Annotated in this window: 20 protein-coding genes; 18 read left to right on the forward strand and 2 right to left on the reverse strand. The window is 67.5% G+C overall.

All coding sequences use genetic code 11. The features are described 5' to 3' along the window. The first annotated feature begins 41 nt into the window (after positions 1 to 41). The 4 genes from radA (at position 42) to AC13GI_RS00455 (ending at position 6,377) form a co-directional block, all read left to right on the forward strand. A complete protein-coding gene (gene radA, locus AC13GI_RS00440) occupies positions 42 to 1,418 on the forward strand; it encodes a DNA repair protein RadA (protein WP_100551874.1) in 1,377 nt (458 codons plus the stop codon). 176 nt (positions 1,419 to 1,594) lie between these two features. Continuing rightward, entirely contained in the window at positions 1,595 to 3,451 is a 1,857-nt protein-coding gene (locus AC13GI_RS00445; protein WP_482995196.1) for an ATP-binding protein, read from the forward strand. Between the two features lie 48 nt (positions 3,452 to 3,499). Further along, complete coding sequence (locus tag AC13GI_RS00450) at positions 3,500 to 5,806, forward strand: hypothetical protein (RefSeq protein WP_482995197.1); 2,307 nt, start codon at positions 3,500 to 3,502, stop codon at positions 5,804 to 5,806. Between the two features lie 106 nt (positions 5,807 to 5,912). Further along, positions 5,913 to 6,377, forward strand: coding sequence for a YqhG/Tai3 family protein (locus AC13GI_RS00455; protein ID WP_482995198.1), 465 nt, complete (start codon positions 5,913 to 5,915; stop codon positions 6,375 to 6,377). Between the two features lie 107 nt (positions 6,378 to 6,484). On the opposite strand, the gene AC13GI_RS00460 is transcribed toward AC13GI_RS00455, so the two are convergent. Next, entirely contained in the window at positions 6,485 to 7,279 is a 795-nt protein-coding gene (locus AC13GI_RS00460; protein ID WP_180164013.1) for a cytochrome C assembly family protein, read from the reverse strand. Positions 7,280 to 7,401: 122 nt separating this feature from the next. Here AC13GI_RS00460 and ffh point away from each other — a divergent pair, with 122 nt between their 5' ends. The 11 genes from ffh to AC13GI_RS00515 all read left to right on the forward strand — a co-directional run bounded on the left by ffh (position 7,402) and on the right by AC13GI_RS00515 (position 14,911). Then, on the forward strand, positions 7,402 to 8,778 hold the full coding sequence (ffh, locus tag AC13GI_RS00465) for a signal recognition particle protein (protein ID WP_482995199.1): 1,377 nt from the start codon (positions 7,402 to 7,404) through the stop codon (positions 8,776 to 8,778). A gap of 55 nt (positions 8,779 to 8,833) precedes the next feature. Further along, complete coding sequence (locus AC13GI_RS00470) at positions 8,834 to 9,268, forward strand: hypothetical protein (protein WP_099821059.1); 435 nt, start codon at positions 8,834 to 8,836, stop codon at positions 9,266 to 9,268. A gap of 88 nt (positions 9,269 to 9,356) precedes the next feature. After that, positions 9,357 to 10,433, forward strand: coding sequence for an NAD(P)H-dependent flavin oxidoreductase (locus AC13GI_RS00475; protein ID WP_482995200.1), 1,077 nt, complete (start codon positions 9,357 to 9,359; stop codon positions 10,431 to 10,433). Further along, on the forward strand, positions 10,430 to 11,212 hold the full coding sequence (locus AC13GI_RS00480; protein ID WP_482995201.1) for an aminotransferase class IV family protein: 783 nt from the start codon (positions 10,430 to 10,432) through the stop codon (positions 11,210 to 11,212). Before AC13GI_RS00475 ends, AC13GI_RS00480 begins: the two co-directional genes overlap by 4 nt. 149 nt (positions 11,213 to 11,361) lie before the next feature. Then, complete coding sequence (rpsP, locus tag AC13GI_RS00485) at positions 11,362 to 11,622, forward strand: 30S ribosomal protein S16 (RefSeq protein ID WP_025873821.1); 261 nt, start codon at positions 11,362 to 11,364, stop codon at positions 11,620 to 11,622. A gap of 45 nt (positions 11,623 to 11,667) precedes the next feature. Next, complete coding sequence (gene rimM / locus AC13GI_RS00490; protein WP_025873820.1) at positions 11,668 to 12,180, forward strand: ribosome maturation factor RimM; 513 nt, start codon at positions 11,668 to 11,670, stop codon at positions 12,178 to 12,180. An 8-nt stretch (positions 12,181 to 12,188) separates the two neighbouring features. Then, positions 12,189 to 12,947 (forward strand): tRNA (guanosine(37)-N1)-methyltransferase TrmD, encoded by a 759-nt coding sequence (gene trmD / locus AC13GI_RS00495; RefSeq protein ID WP_099821062.1) that lies wholly within the window; start codon positions 12,189 to 12,191, stop codon positions 12,945 to 12,947. Positions 12,948 to 13,099: 152 nt separating this feature from the next. After that, on the forward strand, positions 13,100 to 13,501 hold the full coding sequence (gene rplS, locus AC13GI_RS00500; protein ID WP_099821063.1) for a 50S ribosomal protein L19: 402 nt from the start codon (positions 13,100 to 13,102) through the stop codon (positions 13,499 to 13,501). A gap of 81 nt (positions 13,502 to 13,582) precedes the next feature. Further along, the gene (locus AC13GI_RS00505) at positions 13,583 to 13,957 is read left to right on the forward strand and encodes a DUF6404 family protein (RefSeq protein ID WP_482995202.1); all 375 of its coding nucleotides are present in this window, start codon (positions 13,583 to 13,585) and stop codon (positions 13,955 to 13,957) included. 76 nt (positions 13,958 to 14,033) lie between these two features. Beyond that, complete coding sequence (locus AC13GI_RS00510; RefSeq protein ID WP_380655132.1) at positions 14,034 to 14,468, forward strand: DUF1801 domain-containing protein; 435 nt, start codon at positions 14,034 to 14,036, stop codon at positions 14,466 to 14,468. 35 nt (positions 14,469 to 14,503) lie between these two features. After that, positions 14,504 to 14,911, forward strand: coding sequence for a DUF1801 domain-containing protein (locus AC13GI_RS00515; RefSeq protein WP_482995203.1), 408 nt, complete (start codon positions 14,504 to 14,506; stop codon positions 14,909 to 14,911). A 60-nt stretch (positions 14,912 to 14,971) separates the two neighbouring features. Here AC13GI_RS00515 and AC13GI_RS00520 read toward each other — a convergent pair whose 3' ends face one another. Next, complete coding sequence (locus AC13GI_RS00520) at positions 14,972 to 16,429, reverse strand: MATE family efflux transporter (RefSeq protein ID WP_482995204.1); 1,458 nt, start codon at positions 16,427 to 16,429, stop codon at positions 14,972 to 14,974. Positions 16,430 to 16,491: 62 nt separating this feature from the next. On the opposite strand from AC13GI_RS00520, the gene AC13GI_RS00525 reads away from it, so the two are divergent. The 3 genes from AC13GI_RS00525 to AC13GI_RS00535 all read left to right on the forward strand — a co-directional run bounded on the left by AC13GI_RS00525 (position 16,492) and on the right by AC13GI_RS00535 (position 18,640). Beyond that, a complete protein-coding gene (locus AC13GI_RS00525) occupies positions 16,492 to 16,731 on the forward strand; it encodes a hypothetical protein (protein WP_180164031.1) in 240 nt (79 codons plus the stop codon). A 9-nt stretch (positions 16,732 to 16,740) separates the two neighbouring features. After that, positions 16,741 to 17,148 (forward strand): RNA-binding S4 domain-containing protein, encoded by a 408-nt coding sequence (locus AC13GI_RS00530; RefSeq protein ID WP_099821068.1) that lies wholly within the window; start codon positions 16,741 to 16,743, stop codon positions 17,146 to 17,148. 295 nt (positions 17,149 to 17,443) lie between these two features. Beyond that, positions 17,444 to 18,640, forward strand: a complete 1,197-nt coding sequence (locus tag AC13GI_RS00535) for a glycoside hydrolase family 5 protein (RefSeq protein ID WP_482995205.1) — start codon at positions 17,444 to 17,446, stop codon at positions 18,638 to 18,640. The last annotated feature ends 121 nt before the right edge of the window (positions 18,641 to 18,761 follow it).

Genomic DNA, 18,761 nt, shown 5'->3' on the forward strand with positions numbered 1-18,761 from the left:
GGCTATCCTGCCACGCTCGTTGCCCCTGCAGGAAATCTCCGATGGCCAAAGCCCGCACCGCGTATGTCTGCAATGAATGCGGCGCCGAATACAGCAAGTGGCAAGGCCAGTGCACCGAGTGCAACGCCTGGAACGCGCTGTCGGAAATCGTCCTTGAGAGCGCGACGGCGGCCAAGGCGCCCGCCTCACGGCGTGCCGGCTGGGCGGGCAAGATCGACCCGCCAAAGATCACCGCACTGAAGGACGTGGCGCAGACCGAGCACAACCGGGTCAGCACCGGCATCGGTGAATTCGACCGCGTGCTCGGCGGCGGCCTGGTCGAGGGCGCGGTGGTGCTGGTCGGTGGTGATCCGGGCATCGGCAAATCCACCCTGCTGCTGCAGGCGGTGGCGAAGATGGCCGCGGTGCTGCCGGTGCTCTACGTCACCGGTGAAGAATCACTGGCCCAGGTGGCCGGTCGGGCGCACCGGCTGGAGCTGCCGCTGGAGGGCGTCAACGCGCTCGCCGAGACCGGTGTCGAATCCATCCTGCAGCACGCCACCAAGAGCGGGCCGCGGTTGATCGTGGCCGACTCGGTGCAGACGCTGTGGACCGAGACGCTGACCGCCGCGCCCGGTTCGGTCAGCCAGGTGCGCGAGAGCGCTGCGCGGCTGGTGCGCTTCGCCAAGGAAACCGGAACCGCGGTGTTCCTGGTCGGCCACGTGACCAAGGAAGGCGGCATCGCCGGCCCGCGCGTGCTGGAACACATGGTCGATGCCGTGCTGTATTTCGAAGGCGAGAGCGGCAGCCGCTTCCGCCTGCTGCGGGCCTTCAAGAACCGCTTCGGCGCGGTCAACGAGCTGGGCGTGTTCGCGATGGGCGACAAGGGCCTGAAGGAAGTCTCCAATCCGTCGGCGATCTTCCTGTCCGGTGCCAGCACGCACCAGCCGGGCAGCTGCGTGATGGTCACCCGCGAGGGCACCCGGCCGTTGCTGGTGGAAGTGCAGGCGCTGGTCGACGCCTCGCCGCTGTCCAATCCGCGCCGCGTGGCGGTGGGCCTGGAGCAGAACCGCCTGGCCATGCTGCTGGCAGTGCTGCATCGGCATGGCGGCGTGCTGGTCGGCGACCAGGACGTATTCGTGAACGTCGTCGGTGGCATCCGCGTGCAGGAGACCGCCGCCGACCTGCCGGTGCTGCTGGCGGTGCTGTCCTCGCTGCAGGACCGTCCGCTGGCCGAGAAGACCATCGCGTTCGGTGAAGTCGGCCTGTCCGGTGAGATCCGGCCGGTACCCAACGGCGAGGACCGCCTGCGCGAGGCGGCGACCCACGGCTTCAAGCGCGCCATCGTGCCCAAGGCCAATGCGCCCAAGGGCGGCTCGGTGAAGGGGATGGAAGTGATCGCGGTCGAACGCCTGTCCGAGGCCATCGACGCGGCGTGATGCCGGTACTGTAGAGCCGAGCCCACGCTCCGCTGCCCTTTGCCGGAAAAGCAGCCGAGCGTGGGCTCGGCTCTACAAACGTCACATGCGGCAACGGTCAGCCTGCCTGTGCTAGTTTTCCCGGCTCGACGAAGGCGCCCCCTGGCGCCTTTCCGTGGCAAGGAGTAATCGATTACATGCAGGACCCGATGTTCAGCACCCCCGCCGCCGAAATCCGCCGCGCCGGGGTCGATCTCAATGGACTGATGACGGTGCTGGGCAAGCACCTGTATTCCACCCCAATGGTGGCGCTGCGTGAGCTGGTGCAGAACGCGCACGATTCGATCATCCGTCGCCGTATCGAGCAGCCCGGCATCCAGAGTGTGTCGCGCATCGACGTGCAGGTCGATGTCGCCGCCGGCGTGCTGCGCATCACCGATACCGGTGCCGGCCTGACCCGGCAGGAAATCCACGATTACCTGGCCACGGTCGGGGTCGGTTACACCCGCGGCCTGCGCCAGGACGGCGAGGACGATGAAGGCCTGATCGGCATGTTCGGCCTCGGCTTCCTGTCGGCCTTCGTGCTGGCGCGCCGTGTCAGCGTGCGTACCACCTCCTACCAGTCACCAGAGCTGGGCCACCTGTACGTGTCCAGCAACGCCGAGCAGTACACCGTCAGCGAAGTGCCGGCACGGGCGATCGGCACCGAGGTGGAGCTGGAGCTGCATCCGGACTTCCTGCCGCTGGCCAACGAAGCGCGCTTGCACGAGGTGCTGGGCCGCTACTGCGCGCTGCTGTCCGAGCCGATCTTCATCGGTGCGGCGACCGCCGCGATCAATCCCGAACCGCCGCCGTGGCGCGGGCAGGGTGACGTCGCGCTGCATCCGGTGCAGGCACGCCGCCAGGCGCAGCAGTTCGCGGCCCGCTTCGAACATGATTTCGAGCCCATCGTGACGATGCCGCTACGGTCCGATGGCAGCAGTGATGCCGTCGGCATGCTCTGGGTGCAGGATGGTGCCACCTACGGCACCAGCGACAACCGCAACCTGTCGGTGTTCGTGCGCGGCATGCTGCTGGACGACGACGCGCGCGATCTGCTGCCGCCGTGGGCCGGTTTCATCGGCGGGGTGATCGAATCGTCGAAGCTGACCCCGACCGCCAGCCGCGAGGACCTGCAGCGCGATGACCACTATCGCGCCGTGCAGCACGCCCTGCTGGAAGCGCTGATCGATGGCCTGGCCGACGTCGCGCGGCAGCAGCCCGAAGCCTGGCGGCGGGTGCTCAGCCGCCACAACGAGGCCCTGCTGGGTGCGGCGCTGTGCGATGAGCGCCTGTTCGACCTGCTGCTGGAACACGTGCGCGTGCCGACCTCGCAGGGTGACCTGCCGGCCAGCGCGTTGCCAGCGCGCGGCGCGGTGCATGTGATCCTCGACAACGGTGGCGGCTTCGAGGAAATGCTGTTCCGTGCGATGGGCGTGCCGGTCGCGCATGGCCATCGCTATGCCGTGGTGCCTTTCCTGCGCCGCTGGGCCCAGGCCAAGGGCCTGCGCCTGGTCGAACTCGGTACCGAGCAGGGCAATCGCGCACTGTTCCGCACCGACGACAGCCTTGACGATACGCAGCTGGCCTGGCTGCGCGAACACCTGGGCGACGGCGAACAATTGCTGCCGGCGCGGTTCAGTCCCGAGGCGCTGCCGGTGGTGGTGGTGCCCGACCGCGAAGCCGAACTGAAGCAACGCCTGGAAGACGACGAGAACGACAAGCGCGTCTCGATGGCCGCATTGCGGCTGGCGCGCCAGTTCACCGCGCGCATCGAGGCGCGTGCACCGTCGCGGCTCTACCTCAACCTGGACAATCCGGCGGTGCAGGCCTTGCTGCAGGCCCAGCGCGATGGCCACCCGCAGGCCGCGTCGGCCGCGCGCCTGCTGCGCTCGCTGAAGATCATCGTGTCCGCGCAGGGCCGGCCGTTGCAGCGCACTGCGGCGACGCCGGGCCCCGATCTCAATGGTGCATTTACCGATATTGCCGGTGCCCTGCAGCAGATGCTGCGCTGAGCACCGCCCCCTCTCATCCAGCCTTCGCTAGACAGGAGCATTACCCCCATGGATATCTGGAACTGGGTCGAAAAACTGCAGGAAGACCTGCGCCAGGCCGGGCAGGCACAGAACGCCCACCTGCTGACCCGCCTTGCCGATGAAGTCAGTGAACTGCAGGTCGACCGCGTCGATGCACTGCTGCCCGAAGCACGCGCGTTGGGCAAGGCGCTGGACAACCCCTGGGTCGACGTCTATGTCGGCCATTGGGCGCTGCGCAATCGCGTCGGCAACCGCGTGGAAGGTGAAAGCGCGCTGGGCGAGTCGGTAGCGCTGTTCGAGCGCGCACACCGTGCCGATGCCCTGGACTGCCCGCAGTCGATCTGCGTCACCCAGGATCTTGCCGCCTGCTACGGCAACATCGATGGTCCGGGCTGGGTGCCCGAGCGCATCGAGGTCTGCGACGAGACGCTCGGCCGCATCGACCCGAGCTGGGCCTGCTTCCAGTGCCTGAGCTGCGAGAAGGCCGACGCGCTGCTGGACGACGGCCGTGGCCAGGACGCGCTGGATTACCTGCAGGTGCAGGCGGCGGCGATCCAGGCGCGCGGCAAGGAAGTGTTCGACAGCTTCCCGGAAATGCAGATCAAGATCCTGCTGGCCAGCGGCCGCGCGGCGGAGGCCCTGGCACTGATCGAGCAGCGTGAGGCCGAAGTAGCCGCCGCAGGCGAATACGAGCCGGCCAACTGCACGGTGCCGCGCCGGCTGTCCAAGGCCTGGGCGCTGGCCCAGCTTGGGCGTGATGAAGAGGCGCTGCAGCAGCTTGTGCCCTGGAGCGAGTTGACACCAAACCACTGGCGGCTGTGGGCCAATACCGCCTCGACCCTGTGCAGTCGTGATGGCGAACGCAATACCTGGGATCTGGGTACGCGCTTCAACACCATCATCGAGCACTTCGCCACCGTTGGCGCGCATCGCCTGGTGATCGAGATCGCTGCATTGAGCCTGGAGCTGGCCCTGCAGCGCGGTGCGCGCTGGGTGGCACAGCGCCAGCTCGGCCTGGCCCGCACCCATCTGGGGCAACTGCGGCAGGACCGCGGCGCTGCCGCGCTGGTGGCTGGTTTGGCGGCACGAATCGAGGCGCTGCCGGAGACGGCACCGCTGCCGGTGCCTGCCGATGAACTGCTGGCGTGGCTGCAGGCGCAGGGCGAACAGAACCAGTCACGTGATCCCGAGCGCGAAGCGCAGTGGCTGCTGCAGGCGCACGCCGAGCGGCCGGACGACGGCGCGCTGGCTGAGGTGGCCGCCTCGGCGCTGCACGCCTGTGGCGCCAGGACCGAAGCGCAGGCACTGCTGTGGGACTTCGTGCGCTGCCACGCGCAGGAAGATGGCGCAGCGGCGTACACGCTGATGCGTTGGCTGGTCGAGCAGGGCGATGATGACGGCCTGCGCAGGCTGGCTGCGACCTACCGCGACAGCGTGCCGGTGTTCGCGCACTGGTGCGAGGTGCAGCGTGCACGGCGCGCGTCGGATTGGCCGGCGCTGGAGCAGGCGGCGCAGGCATTGCTGGCGTTGTCGCCGGGATCGAACGGTGCACGGGGCACGCTTGCCCGCATGTACATGGAGACCGGCCGCTTCAGCGAGGCACAGGCCTGCTATGCGCAGCTGGTGGAACTGCTGGAAGAGCCCAACGCCGCGCACTGGGACCACATGAGTGCGGCCAGCGCGGCGCGCGACTGGGATGCGGTGCGCCGCTCGGCAGCAGCGATCGGCATGGAACTGTCCAGCCAGCAGGGCGTGGTCGAAGAGCCCTGGGGCTGGGTGATCATCCGCAGCGAAGAAGGCGGCGAGCCGATGGAGTACTACGCCCGCCGCAGCGGCCCGGTGACCGCGCGCATCGTCGAGAACGCACCGGCCAACCGTGCGCAGCAGGTGGGTGACTGGGTGGTGTTCGACGCCGGCCTGGTGCACCCGGCACCAGAAGACGAGGCGGAGCGCGAGCACTTCATTCCGACCTATGCGCAGGTGCATGTGCTGGAGCGGGGTGGTTTCGCTCGCAGCTGGCTGGTCGACGGCGCGCACCCCGGTGAAGATGCATGGAACGCCTTCGTGGAAGCCGCCGAGGCACAGGGCTGGAAGGTGTGGTCGCACAGCCGTGCGGACTACACCGTGACCGATCCGGACGCGGAAGACGGCACGCTGCCGGGTCTGCTGTTCACTGTCGCCCAGCCGCAGGATCACGCGCCGCTGGCGCTGCATCGCTTCCTGCAGCAGGCGACGGCGGATTGGGCGCACCCGCACTGCTGGCTGCGCCTGGCCGAGGCCTGTGACCAGGATCGCCAGCCGCACCTGGATGCGATCGAGCGGTACGGGTTGTAATCTCCGTCGCGCTGCGCGCTCGCCGGGCATGGCCCGGCGTTACCCATACGTGTTGCCGGTAATGCCGGGCCATGCCCGGCGTCTCTCCACCATCAAGGAACTGGATATGCGAAAGACAGGGATGTTGGCGATCGTCAGCCTGCTGTTGGCCCCCACCGTGCAGGCTGCGCCTGCCTGCCGGGAACCGGCCGAGGTGGCACGTGCCTTCTTCGAAGCGACCACCGGCAAGGGCGACCTGCTGCAGCCGCCGCAGGCGCTGGTCAGCGCGGTATTCGCCAAGGCGCTGCACGCCGAGCGTGCCTGCCAGGTACGCGAAGAGGGCATCTGCACGATCGATTCCGATCCGTGGCTGGACGCGCAGGACGGGGACATCGACGGCGCCGTGCGCTACAGCTGGAAGCAGGCTTCCGCCACGGTGGGCCAGGTCGAGATGGGCTATGCGGTATGGAACAAGGCCTACGTGACGCGGTTGCCGATGGTGCGCAAGGGCGGGGGCTGCTGGCAGGTCGATGACATTCTCACCAACAGCGGCCGCTCGCTGCGCAGGATCCTGGCCCAGCCGGTGCCCTGAGCATCTGGGGCATCCACGCATGGCGTGGATCTACTGTGCTCCGATTGCCGGCCGGCGGCCGGCACGGGTGCTGTGGGGGTGGGTGCCGACCGTTGGTCGGCACGCCTCTATCGCGAATGCCCGAACACCAGCTCGATCACGAACTGGCTGCCGAAGAACGCCAGCAGCAGCAACAGCATCGCCGTCAGCGTCCAGTGCACCGCCTTCGTGCCGCGCCAGCCATAGCGGCGGCGGCCGATCAGCAGTACGCCGAACACGATCCACGACAGCACGCTGAGCACCGTCTTGTGCACCAGCTTCTGCGCCAGCAGGTCGTCGACGAACAGCACGCCGGTGACCAAGGTCAGTGTCAGCAGGGCGAAGCCGACGGTGATCACCCGGAACAGCAGCGATTCCAGGTCGGCCATCGGCGGCAGCGCACGCAGCCACGGACGGAATTCGCGGCGCCGCAGCGCACGCTCCTGCAGCCACAGCATGATCGCCAGCAGCGCAGCGATGCTCAATGTGGCGTAGGCCAGCAGCGCCAACCAGGCGTGGCTGGCCAGGCGCCAGCCCAGCAGCTTGCTCGGTTCGTGGCCGTAGCCGTGGTAGACCACCAGCAGCAGCGCGGCCAGCGGGAACACCACCACGCCCAGGGTGGACATGCGCCCGCGCGCGCCCACCAGCGAGGTCAGCCAGGCCATGCCCAGGCCGACCAGCGACAGCGCGGCGAAGAAGTGCATGTCCGGTCCGCCGGTGGTGCGCATCGCCACCAGCACGTGGTAGCCGCCATGCAGCAGCATCGCCGGCAGCGCAGGCCACAGCCACACAGGCGCGGTCACCCCGTCGTTGCGACCAAGGGCGCGCACCAGCAGGGCGCTGGCGGCCAGGTAGAGCAGGACGGCGATGAGAACGATTGTCATCGTTGAAGTTTCGCACACCCCCGGGGTGCTGGCGACGGCCCTGGCGTCGCAGTCCGGGGAGCGCGGTGGACCCGTTATACTGTGAGCCTTATTGTCCCCCGCTTTCAGACAGGTTGCGCCGCATGTTCGAGTCCCTGACCCAGCGCCTTTCCGGCACCATCGAGCGCCTGCGCGGCCGTGGCCGCCTGACCGAAGAGAACATCCGCGAGGCGACCCGCGAGGTCCGCATCGCGCTGCTCGAAGCCGACGTCGCGCTGCCGGTGGTGCAGGCCCTGATCGAGCGCATCAAGGTGCGTGCGGTCGGCCAGGAAGTGCTGAAGTCGCTGACCCCGGGCCAGGCCCTGATCAAGGTCGTGCGCGACGAGCTGACCGCGGTGATGGGCGCCGAAGCCAGCGACCTGAACCTCAACGTTCCCGCTCCGGCCATCATCCTGATGGCGGGCCTGCAGGGCGCCGGCAAGACCACCACGGTCGGCAAGCTGGCCAAGCACCTGAAGGATAAGCGCAAGAAGAAGGTGATGGTGGTCTCGGCCGACGTCTACCGTCCGGCGGCGATCGAGCAGCTGAAGACCCTGGCCGAGCAGGTCGGCGTGCTGTTCTTCCCGTCCAGCGCCGAGCAGAAGCCGGAGGCCATCGTCCGCGCCGCCATCGATGACGCGCGCAAGTCGTTCGTCGACGTGCTGCTGGTCGATACCGCCGGTCGCCTCGCCATCGACGAAGCGATGATGGCCGAGATCAAGGCCCTGCACGCCGCGGTCAACCCGGCGGAAACCCTGTTCGTGGTCGATGCCATGACCGGCCAGGACGCGGCCAATACCGCCAAGGCCTTCGGCGATGCACTGCCGCTGACCGGCGTGGTGCTGACCAAGACCGATGGTGACGCCCGTGGCGGCGCCGCGCTGAGCGTGCGCTACATCACCGGCAAGCCGATCAAGTTCGTCGGTGTCAGCGAAAAGCCGGAAGGCCTGGACGTGTTCCACCCGGATCGTATCGCCAGCCGCATCCTCGACATGGGCGACGTGCTGTCGCTGGTCGAGCAGGTCGAGCAGCAGGTCGACAAGGACAAGGCGCAGAAGCTGGCCGAGAAGGTCGCCAAGGGCAAGAAGTTCGATCTGAACGACATGCGCGACCAGCTCGAGCAGATGCAGAACATGGGCGGCATCGGCGGTCTGATGGACAAGCTGCCGGGCCTGGGCCAGATTCCCGAGCACCTCAAGCAGCAGGTCAGCCAGGGCAAGGAAGTGCCGCGCATGATCGCCATCATCGGCTCGATGACCAAGAAGGAACGGCGCAACCCGAACCTGCTCAACGGCTCGCGTCGCGCCCGCATCGCCAAGGGTTCGGGCGTGACCCCGGCCGACGTCAACAAGCTCATGAAGCAGTACATGCAGATGGAAAAGATGATGAGCAAGATGGCCGGCGGCGGCATGAAGGGCATGATGCGCAGCATGAAGGGCATGATGGGCGCCATGGGCGGCCGTGGCATGCCGTTCCGCTGAGCGCTTGCTGTATCGAACGCTTGAACAACCCGCGGAATCAATCAAAGGAATGTGCATGAACAAGTCGATCGTGGTGATGGCGCTGGCCCTGGGCCTGGTTGCCTGCAAGGACGACACCTCCGTTTCGCAGAAGGCCGGCAGTGCCATCAGCGGCACCGCTGCCGATTTCGTCGCAGGGCTGGGCGAGGGCGTGGACAAGAAGATGAACGTGACGCTGCAGGCCGATCCGGGCCTGGCTGCGCGCGGGCTCACCGTCACCCTGGGCAAGAGCCGCGGCATGGGCTCCAAGGACGCAGCGGTCTACGTGGTGGCCGACAAGGCCTTCAAGGGCAAGCTGGTGGCGCGCGCACTGGATGCCGAGGGCACCGAGATCGGCCGCGCCAGCGCCGAGGAAGAGTTCGCCGCGGATGACGCGCGCTATGTGACGTTCAAGTTCAACGAAGAAATGGACAGCCAGCTGGTCCGCACCTACGCGGTGTCTGCACGCTGAGCAACGCGGGAGCGGATCGCCCGATGCGACGCTCCCGGCAACAATGTCTGGCGTATGCTGGCAGCGACTCCTCCCACAGGTGCGTCGCGTGAGCCTTTCGCCGATTCTCGAACGCGCCGACGATTTCTGTCGGCGTTTTTCATTGCAGCTGCCAATCCTGCTGGCACCGATGGCCGGCGCCTGTCCGGTTCCGCTCTCGGCCACGCTGGCTAACGCCGGCAGCATGGGCGCGATGGGCGCCGTGTTGTCGCCTGCGGCGGATATCGGTCGATGGATGCAGGACTTCCGTGCCGCGTCCAGCGGGCCGGCGCAGGTGAACCTGTGGTTGCCCGATCCCGCGCCGGTGCGCGATGTGGCCGCCGAGGCCGCCACGCGTGCTTTCCTGGGCCAGTGGGGGCCGGAGGTTGCGGCCAGCGCCGCGGATGCCACGCCTGCCGATTTCGAGGAGCAGTTCAGTGCGCTGCTGGCGGCACGGCCGGCGGTGGCCTCGACCATCATGGGTGTGCTGTCGCCGCATCATGTGCAGCAGTTGAAGGATGCGGGCATCGCCTGGATCGCCTGCGCTACGACCCTCGCCGAAGCGCGCGCTGCACAGGATGCGGGGGCTGACGCGGTGGTCGCCCAAGGCGCCGAAGCAGGTGGCCATCGCGGCGCCTTCGATCCGATACGTGCAGAACAGCAGCTGGTCGGCCTGTTCGCACTGCTGCCGCGGCTGGCGGACAACCTGAAGATTCCGGTGATCGCTGCGGGTGGCATCGGCGATGGTCGCGGCATTGCTGCCGCCTTGATGCTGGGGGCCAGCGCGGTGCAGATGGGCACGGCTTTCCTGCGCACACCCGAAGCGGCGGTGGCACCGGCATGGGCCGACGCATTGGCCCGCAGTGAACCCGAAGATACCTGGCCGACCCGTGCGTTCAGCGGGCGCCTGGGACGTGGCCTGGCGACCGCCTACGTGCGTGCCGCTGCCGCCGAGGGCGCGCCCGCACCGCGCCCGTATCCAGTGCAGCGCGGCCTGACCGCTCCGATGCGCAAGCAGGCCACGCAGGAAAACCGGCTTGCTGCGATGCAGGCCTGGGCCGGTCAGTCGGCGTGGATGGCATCGGCCGCGCCGGCCGCCGACGTGCTGCGTGGCATGTGGCTACAGGCGCAGGCATTGCTGCGATGACGGTGACCTGCAACGGCGCCACGGCGCGGGCTGAAGACCTGCTGCCGGCGCTGACCAACTATGGCCACTTCACCTCGATGCAGGTGCGCGGCCGCGCGGTGCAGGGGCTCGACCTGCATCTGCAGCGGCTGGCCCAGGCAACGCAGGAGCTGTTCGGCAGCGCGCTCGATATCGCGCAGGTGCAGGCGTGGATGGCACAGGCGCTGCAGCAGGCCGGCCAGATCGATGCATCGATGCGGGTCACCGTGTTCTCGCGCCGTTTCGATTTCCGCGATCCGTTGGCCAGCGTGCCGGTGGATGTACTGGTTGCCGTGTCCGCGCCGGTCACGCTGACCGCACCCAAGCGCGTACGCAGCGTGACCTGGCAGCGCGAGCTGCCGCAGATCAAGCACGTTGGTACGTTCGGCCTGTTCGTCCAGCGCCGTGCCGCGCTGGCAGCGGGTTTCGACGATGCGCTGCTGGTGGCTGCCGATGGGCAGATCAGCGAGGGCACGACCTGGAACCTGGCCATGCATGACGGCGAACACCTGGTCTGGCCGCAGGCGCCTGCGCTGCGGGGAACCGCTGAAGCGCTGCTGCAGGCGGGCTGGGCGGGTGCACAGCAGATCCGCCCGTTGCAACTGAATGAGCTGGCCGGCATGCAGGCCGCCTTCGCCTGCAACGCCAGCGGGCTGTGGGCGCTGGATGCCATCGATGGTCAAGCGCTGCCGGGTTCGCAGGCGCTGGCCGAACAGGGCAGGGCGGTGCTGGCCCGGGTGCCCTGGCAGCCGCTTTCCTGAACGGAAGTCGCTGGGGTCGGATCCCTTTTGCTCGGTAAAAGGGATCCGACCCCGGGGTGGACGCCCGGGGTTGGCTCGGCCGGACTCTGCCGCTATAATCGCCCGCTTACCGCGCCATCCTGGCGACTGGGCAATAGGAAAAAACCACCATGGTCAAGATTCGACTGACCCGCGGCGGCGCCAAGAAGCGTCCGTTCTACCACATCATCGTCACCGACGTCCGCAGCGCCCGCGACGGCCGCAACATCGAGCGCGTTGGCTTCTACAACCCGGTTGCACAGGGTGGCGAGAAGCGCATCGAGCTGGACCTGGCCCGCGTTGACCATTGGGTCAAGAACGGCGCCCAGCCGACCGAGAAAGTTCGCAACCTGATCAAGGAAGCGAGCAAGTCCCAGGCCGCTGCGGCCTGATCCTGACGGGCCGCGCCCTGGTGCGGCCCATCTGATTGAACGCAGATGAAAGATAACGAGCGCCGCATCCTGCTTGGCAGGATTGTCGGCGCTTTTGGTGTGCGCGGCGAAATAAAGCTCGAGTCCTGGACCGAGCCGCGTTCCGCTATTTTCCGTTACCAACCGTGGATCCTGCGCAGCCCCAACGGGCAGGAATCGACGCTTGAAGGCGCCCGTGGCCGGGATACCGGCAAGCACCTGGTGGCCCGTTTCCCGGGCATCGAGGATCGCGACACGGTCGAGGCGATGCATGGCACCGAGGTCTTCGTGGCCCGCAGTGCGCTGCCGCCGCCGAATGCCGACGAGTATTACTGGGTCGATCTGGAAGGCCTGGATGTGAAGACCGTCGAAGGCGTTGCCCTCGGCCAGGTCTCGCACCTGTTCAGTACCGGCGCCAACGATGTGGTGGTCGTACGCGGCGATCGCGAGCGGATGATTCCGTTCGTCGTGCCGGAGTTCGTCAAATCCGTCGACTTCGAGGCCAATCTGGTCGTGGTCGACTGGGACCCCGAGTTCTGAGTGTAAGCATGCGTTTCGACGTCATCACCCTGTTCCCCGATTTCCTCGCCCAGTCCGCTGGGCTGGGCGTGGTCGGCCGTGCGCAGGAAAAGGGGTTGTTCAGCCTGCATGGCTGGAATCCCCGTGACTACGCCGAGGGCAATTACCGCCGGGTGGACGATCGTCCGTTCGGCGGTGGCCCGGGCATGGTGATGCTGATCGAACCGCTGCAGGCCTGCCTGCAGGCGATCCGCGACGCTGATCCGACGCCTGCGCGGGTGATCCATCTCAGCCCGCAGGGTGCGCCACTGACCCAGGCCAAGGTGCGGGAACTGGCGGCATTGCCGCGCATGGTCCTGCTCTGCGGCCGCTATGAAGGCATCGACGAGCGTTTCCTGGCCGCCAATGTCGATGAGGAGATCTCCCTCGGCGACTATGTGCTGTCCGGTGGCGAGCTGGGGGCTGCGGTCATCATCGACGCGGTGGCCCGGCTGCAGGAAGGCGCCTTGAATGACGCCGAATCGGCCGCGCAGGACAGTTTCGAGGGCGACCTCGGCCTGCTCGACTGCCCACATTACAGCCAGCCGGCCCAGCATCCGCTGGGTGACGTGCCGGACGTGCTGCGCTCGGGCAACCATGCCGCCATCGCCGCCTGGCGCCGGCAGCAGTCGTTGATCCGTACCGCGCAGCGGCGCCCGGACCTGCTGGATGAACAGGCGCTGGGCAAGGCCGACCGCAAGTTGCTGGCCCTGGCCCGCCAGGCCCCGGCAGAAAAGGGCAGGCCCTAGCGCCAGCCCCGCTTTATCGGCTATCATGGCCAATTACCGCCGGCCCAGGCTGGCGTGCAATACCCAAAACAAACGTGCAGCACAGTCCGGTGACTGCATGAGCCCACGCTGTCGAATGACACGCCCACCCGAACAATGAATCGGTGTAACCCATGAGCAAGCTGAACAAGTCCATCGTCGCGGAATTCGAATCCGCCCAGATCACCCGTGAACTGCCGCAGTTCAGCCAGGGCGACACCGTTGTCGTCAACGTGAAGGTGAAGGAAGGTGCCCGCGAGCGCGTGCAGGCCTATGAAGGCGTTGTCATCGCGACCAAGAACGGCGGCCTGAACTCCTCGTTCACCGTGCGCAAGATCTCGCACGGCTACGGCGTCGAGCGCGTGTTCCAGACCCACAGCGCCATCATCGACTCGGTCGAAGTGAAGCGTCGTGGTAAGGTCCGCGCCGGCAAGCTGTACTACCTGCGTGGCCTGGAAGGCAAGGCTGCCCGCATCAAGGAAGATCTGGCTGCTGCTGCTGCCGCCAAGGTTGCCCGTCTGGCAACCAAGGGCTGATAAACAACTTCGGTTGTTGCCGCGACGGCCGCCTTCGGGCGGCCGTTTGCGTTTGTGGTGTCGCCTCGTTAGTTTCAAGGGATGGATGAGACCGACCATCGATACCCGGCCGACATCCAGGTGGCATTGCGCTTCCTGGACGGTTCCGGCGTTCCGCGGCGGGAAGCGGCCCCTCTGCTGCACCGCATGCTGTGGCGGCTGGGTATCGCGCTGCCACCACCGATACTGGCTGGGTTCCTGACCAATACGCTGCTGCAGGGCCTGCTGTTCGGCGTGTTCTGGACGGTGCTGATGTGGCTGCTGCTGTGGCAGGGCAGGCCCCCGGCGCTGGAGCTGCTGCTGCTTGCCGGGGTGGCAGCCGGCACGATGTTCGGCCTGGTGATGGCCACCCTGATGTGGTTCCTGCGGGGCGCCCGCAAGCTGCCCACCTGGCAGCAGTTCCGCCGCAGTCTCTGAGGTCATGGCGCAGTGCGCCGTGACCGCTGCCGGGCGGCGGCGTACGCTCGGGCCTTCGACCCCCGTGGCCCCTGCGATGCCCGCCAAGCGACCTGCCAACAGTGCTTCGCCCACGCTGCTGTCCGGCGGTAATCCGCAGATCGCCAAGGGTGAGGGCGATGCGCCCGTGCAGGCCTATATCGCCGCCATGCCGGACTGGAAACAGGCCGTCGGTGCACGTCTGGATGCACTGATCGAACAGGCCGTGCCCGGCGTGCACAAGGCAGTGAAATGGAACTCGCCGATGTACGGCGTCGCTGCCGGCGAGGGCTGGTTCCTCAGCTTTCATTGCTTCGCCCGCTACATCAAGGTCGCCTTCTTCCGCGGTGCGCGGTTGCAGCCTGTTCCGCCGGAACCGTCCAGGAGCGCCGACACGCGCTACCTGCACATCCTTGAGGATGGCGTGCTGGACGAGGCGCGGTTCCTCGACTGGGTGCGGCAGGCCAGCGAGCTGCCCGGCGAACGCATGTAGCTCCCCAGGATCCTTTCCCCGTACGAGACCACGCGATGGCCACGCATAAGTCCCATACCGCAGATGCCGCTCTCCCCGCCGCCGCACTGATCGATGCTCGTATTGCCGAGCTCGGTGATTGGCGCGGCGACATCCTCGCCCGCGTGCGCGCGCTGATCCACGAGGCGCTGCCGGACGTGGAGGAAACCTGGAAGTGGCGCGGCACACCGGTGTGGGAACACAACGGCGTCCTGTGCACCGGCGAAACCTACACGCAGGCGGTGAAGCTGACCTTCGCCCACGGCGCCGCGTTGCCGGATCCGAAGGGCCTGTTCAATGCCAGCCTGGAAGGCGGCACGCGCCGCGCGATCGACATCCACGAAGGCGAAATGCCCAATGCCGCGGCGTTCAAAGCCCTGATGCGTGCGGCCGCAAAGCACAACGCCACGAAGAAAAAGCGGTAGTGCCGGGCCATGCCCGGCCGATTTCTGGCAACCGCTGCGCTCGCCGGGCGTGGCCCGGCGCTACCGGGTCACAGCATCCGGGTCGGCCACCGGCGACGGTGGGCAGGCCGGAATCTCCGATGGCGTGGCCAGTTCCTCCGCGTGCACCGGCTTGCTGATCATCCTCGCCTTGCGCCAGCCTCCCCAGCGGTAATACGCCAGCGACAGCAGCATCGATACCAGCGAACCGGCCGGGAAGCTCCACCAGATCGCGTCCGCGCCCCAGTACGGCTGCAGGAATTCGGCGAACGGCACGCGCACGCCCCACAGCGACGCTGCCAGGATCAGCAGCGGCGGCAGCACCGCGCCGGTGGAGCGCACCACGCCGGAGATCACGAAGCTGACGCCGAAGAACAGGAACGAACCGATCACGATGTGGTTCAGGTGCCGCGCGATCTGCAGCGACTCGCTGCCCTGCGGCAGGAACAAGGCCAGCGAATACTGGTCCAGCAGTACCAGCGGCAGGATCAACGCGCCGGTCAGCAGGAAGTTGAACAGGATGCCCTGGCGTGCGGTACCGCGTACGCGGTCCCAGCGCTGCGCACCGACATTCTGCGCGGCCATCGACGAACACGCCGCGCCGATCGCCATCGCCGGCATCTGCACGTAGTTCCACAGCTGCAACGACGCACCGTAGGCTGCGCCGGTGTCGGTGCCGTACTGGTTGACCATCGTCATCAGCATGATCACCGACAGCGAGATCAGCACCATCTGCAGGCCCATCGGCACGCCCTTGACCACCAGCGCGCGCAGGATGGTCATGTCCAGGTTGAACAGGTGCATGTCGGCGCGGCCCAGCCACAGCGTGTGCCGCTTGTGCCGCATGTACAGCAGCAGGCCGGCCAGCGACAGCGTCTGCGACACCAGCGTGGCCCAGGCCGAGCCGGCGATGCCCAGTTCCGGGAACGGCCCCATGCCGAAGATCAGCACCGGGTTCAGGGCGATGTCCAGCACCACCGAGACCAGCAGGAAGCGGAAGGGCGTGCGCGAATCGCCGGCACCACGCAGCGCCGCACTGAGGAAGGCGAAGGCGTACAGCGTCGGCATCGCCAGGAAGATGATGCGCAGGTAGGCCTCGGCCAGGGGCAGCGAGGCGGCGGGCGTGCCCATCGCCGCCAGCAGGGGGTGGGCCAGGAACCAGCCGGCGATGGCGATGATCACCGACAGGCCGATGAAGAACGTGGCGCTGGTGCCGACCACGCGCCGTGCCTGGGCGATGTCGCGTGCCCCGATGGCCTGGCCGATCAGGATGGTCGAGGCCATGCCGAAGCCGAACACCGAACCGATCAGGAAGAACATGATGTTGTTGGCGTTCGCGGTGGCGGTCAGTGCCGCTTCGCCGAGGAAGCGCCCCACCCACACCGCATTCACCGAGCCGTTCAGCGACTGCGCGATGTTGCCGGCCAGGATCGGCAGCGCGAACAGCAGCAGGTTGCGGCCGATCGGGCCGGAGGTCAGGTCAAGCGGCGCTTTGGCCATGGAGTGGTGATCGATTCCCGGGAGGCGCACACTAGCATCAAGCCGGTTTGCAGGATGTGGCAATGCATCAACGACAGCAGGTGACGCGGATCATCGTGGTGGCCTTGATCGCAGCGGCACTGGCCGCATGTTCGTCAGGTGACCGGCTGGGCGATACCCAGGTGCGGCCGACCGACCGCCCTGAGTGCCTGGTCGGCAGCCAGCGCCAGGATCTGGCAGCCGGAACGCCGGCATTGATCGGGGGCACGGGTTGCCGTACCGACCCCGACAATCCGCGCCCCCTGAACAAGCGAACGGAGTAGTCCCCACCGATGTCCGAGCTTTCCCCGTTGGCGCCCAGCGTCCGTCTGGACATCTGGCTGTGGGCGGCCCGCTTCTTCAAGACCCGCAGCCTGGCAAAACAGGCGATCGAGACCGGCAAGGTATCCGTGGCTGGGCAGCGCCCGAAATCCTCGCGCGCGGTGCGTGTGGGGGAGCAGCTGCTGGTCGATCGCGGTGAAGAACACTTCGAGATCCAGGTACTGGGCCTGAGCGACCAGCGCGGTCCGGCGCCGGTGGCGCAGCAGCTGTATGCCGAGAGCGAAGCCTCCAGGGCACGCCGCGCCGAACTGCGTGCGCTGCGCATTGCCGCGCGTGATGGCTATCAGGCGCCGGAGCACAAGCCGGACAAGCGCGCGCGACGGTTGATCCGCGCCCTGGGTGATCTCGATGCGCTTTGACGGCAATTCGCCTGACTGAGCCGGCCCGCGCTCTGGTAGCCGCCCACCTTGGTGGGCGTCGTGCGCTGTGCCGACCAAGGTCGGCATCCACCGTGTCGTGGGTCCGGCCCGCTCTGGTAGTCGCCCACCTTGGTGGGCGCCGTGCGCTGTGCCGACCAAGGTCGGCACCTACCGTGTCGTGGGCCCGGCCCGCGCTCTGGTAGTCGCCCACCTTGGTGGGCGCTTGCCGCCCGCGCTCAGCCACCGTTCGGCTTGCGCCCCGCACGTTGGACGGTCCTCTTCATGGAAGCCCACCATGTTCCTGCGCCGCAGCCTGCTGTGCCTGGCCCTGTCCGCCGCCGTCCCGGTGTTCGCCGCCGACATCACCTTCTGGGATACCCCGCAGCGCGGTGGCAACAGCTTCAACGAAGCGCCGCCCGACCGCGCCTACTTCCAGGCCCTGCGTGACACCGGCGCCACCTGGGTACGACTGACCCCGGACAAGTGGCGCAGTGCCGGCGGCCGCGATTTCCTGATGGGCGATGCCGACCACTACCAGGGCCTGGTCCAGGCTGACGTGACCACGTTGCGTCGCGCGCTGGATGACGCCAATGCCGTGGGCCTGAAGGTGGTGCTGGTGCCGCTGTCACTGCCGCTGCTGCGCTGGAAACAGAAGAACGGCGACGTGGTCGACCAGCGCCTGTGGCAGTCCTTCGACAACCACGCACCTGCGCAGCGCTTCTGGCGTGATCTGGCCGCCGCGCTGAAGGGGCATCCGGCGCTGGCCGCCTACAACCTGATCAATGAGCCGGCGCCGGAATACGGCACCACGCTGGCCGAACATGCCTCCCGCGAGGACATGCTGAAGTGGTACACGGGCGTGCAGGGCGGGCCGCGCGATCTGCGCCAGCTGTACACGGAACTGGTGGCCAGCGTGCGCGCGGTCGATGCAGACATGCCATTGATGCTTGATGCCGGCTGGTATGCCGCGGCCGATGCGTTCGACTACTGGCCGGCGCCGCTGGACGACGCGAAGCTGCTGTACAGCGTGCACATGTACGAGCCGTACGCGGCCACCAGTGCGCCGAACCAGAAGCGCAGCACACCGTACCGCTATCCCGCCGAAGTGCCGTTCGGCGACCGCAGCGAGCGCTGGGATGCCGCGCGCGTGCGCAGCTACCTGCAGCAGCCGATGGACTGGGCGAAGACACACGGCATTGGTGCCAACCGGATGGTGATCGGTGAGTTCGGCTGCATGCGTCGCTGGCCGGATTGCGGCCGCTACCTGCGCGACGTGCTGGATGTGGCCGAGCAGCAGAAGGTGCACTGGGCGTTCTACGCATTCCGCGAAGACGGCTGGGACGGCATGGATTACGAGCTGGGAGACAAGGCATTGCCGTGGTCGTACTGGCAGGCGGTCGAGAAGGGTGAAGCCGTGCAGCCGCCGCGTTCGATGCACGCGCCGTTGTTCGCCCTGATCCTGCAGCGGTTGAAGGCCGGAGCGCCTCGGTAGCCGCCCACCTTGGTGGGCGTTGTGCCGTGTGCCAACCAAGGTTGGCATCTACCAGTTCATGGTGCGAACGCTTTGGTAGCCGCCCACCTTGGTGGGCGTTTTGCCGCGTGCCAACCAAGGT

It is taken from the genome of Stenotrophomonas sp. 82F1, assembly GCF_056861525.1.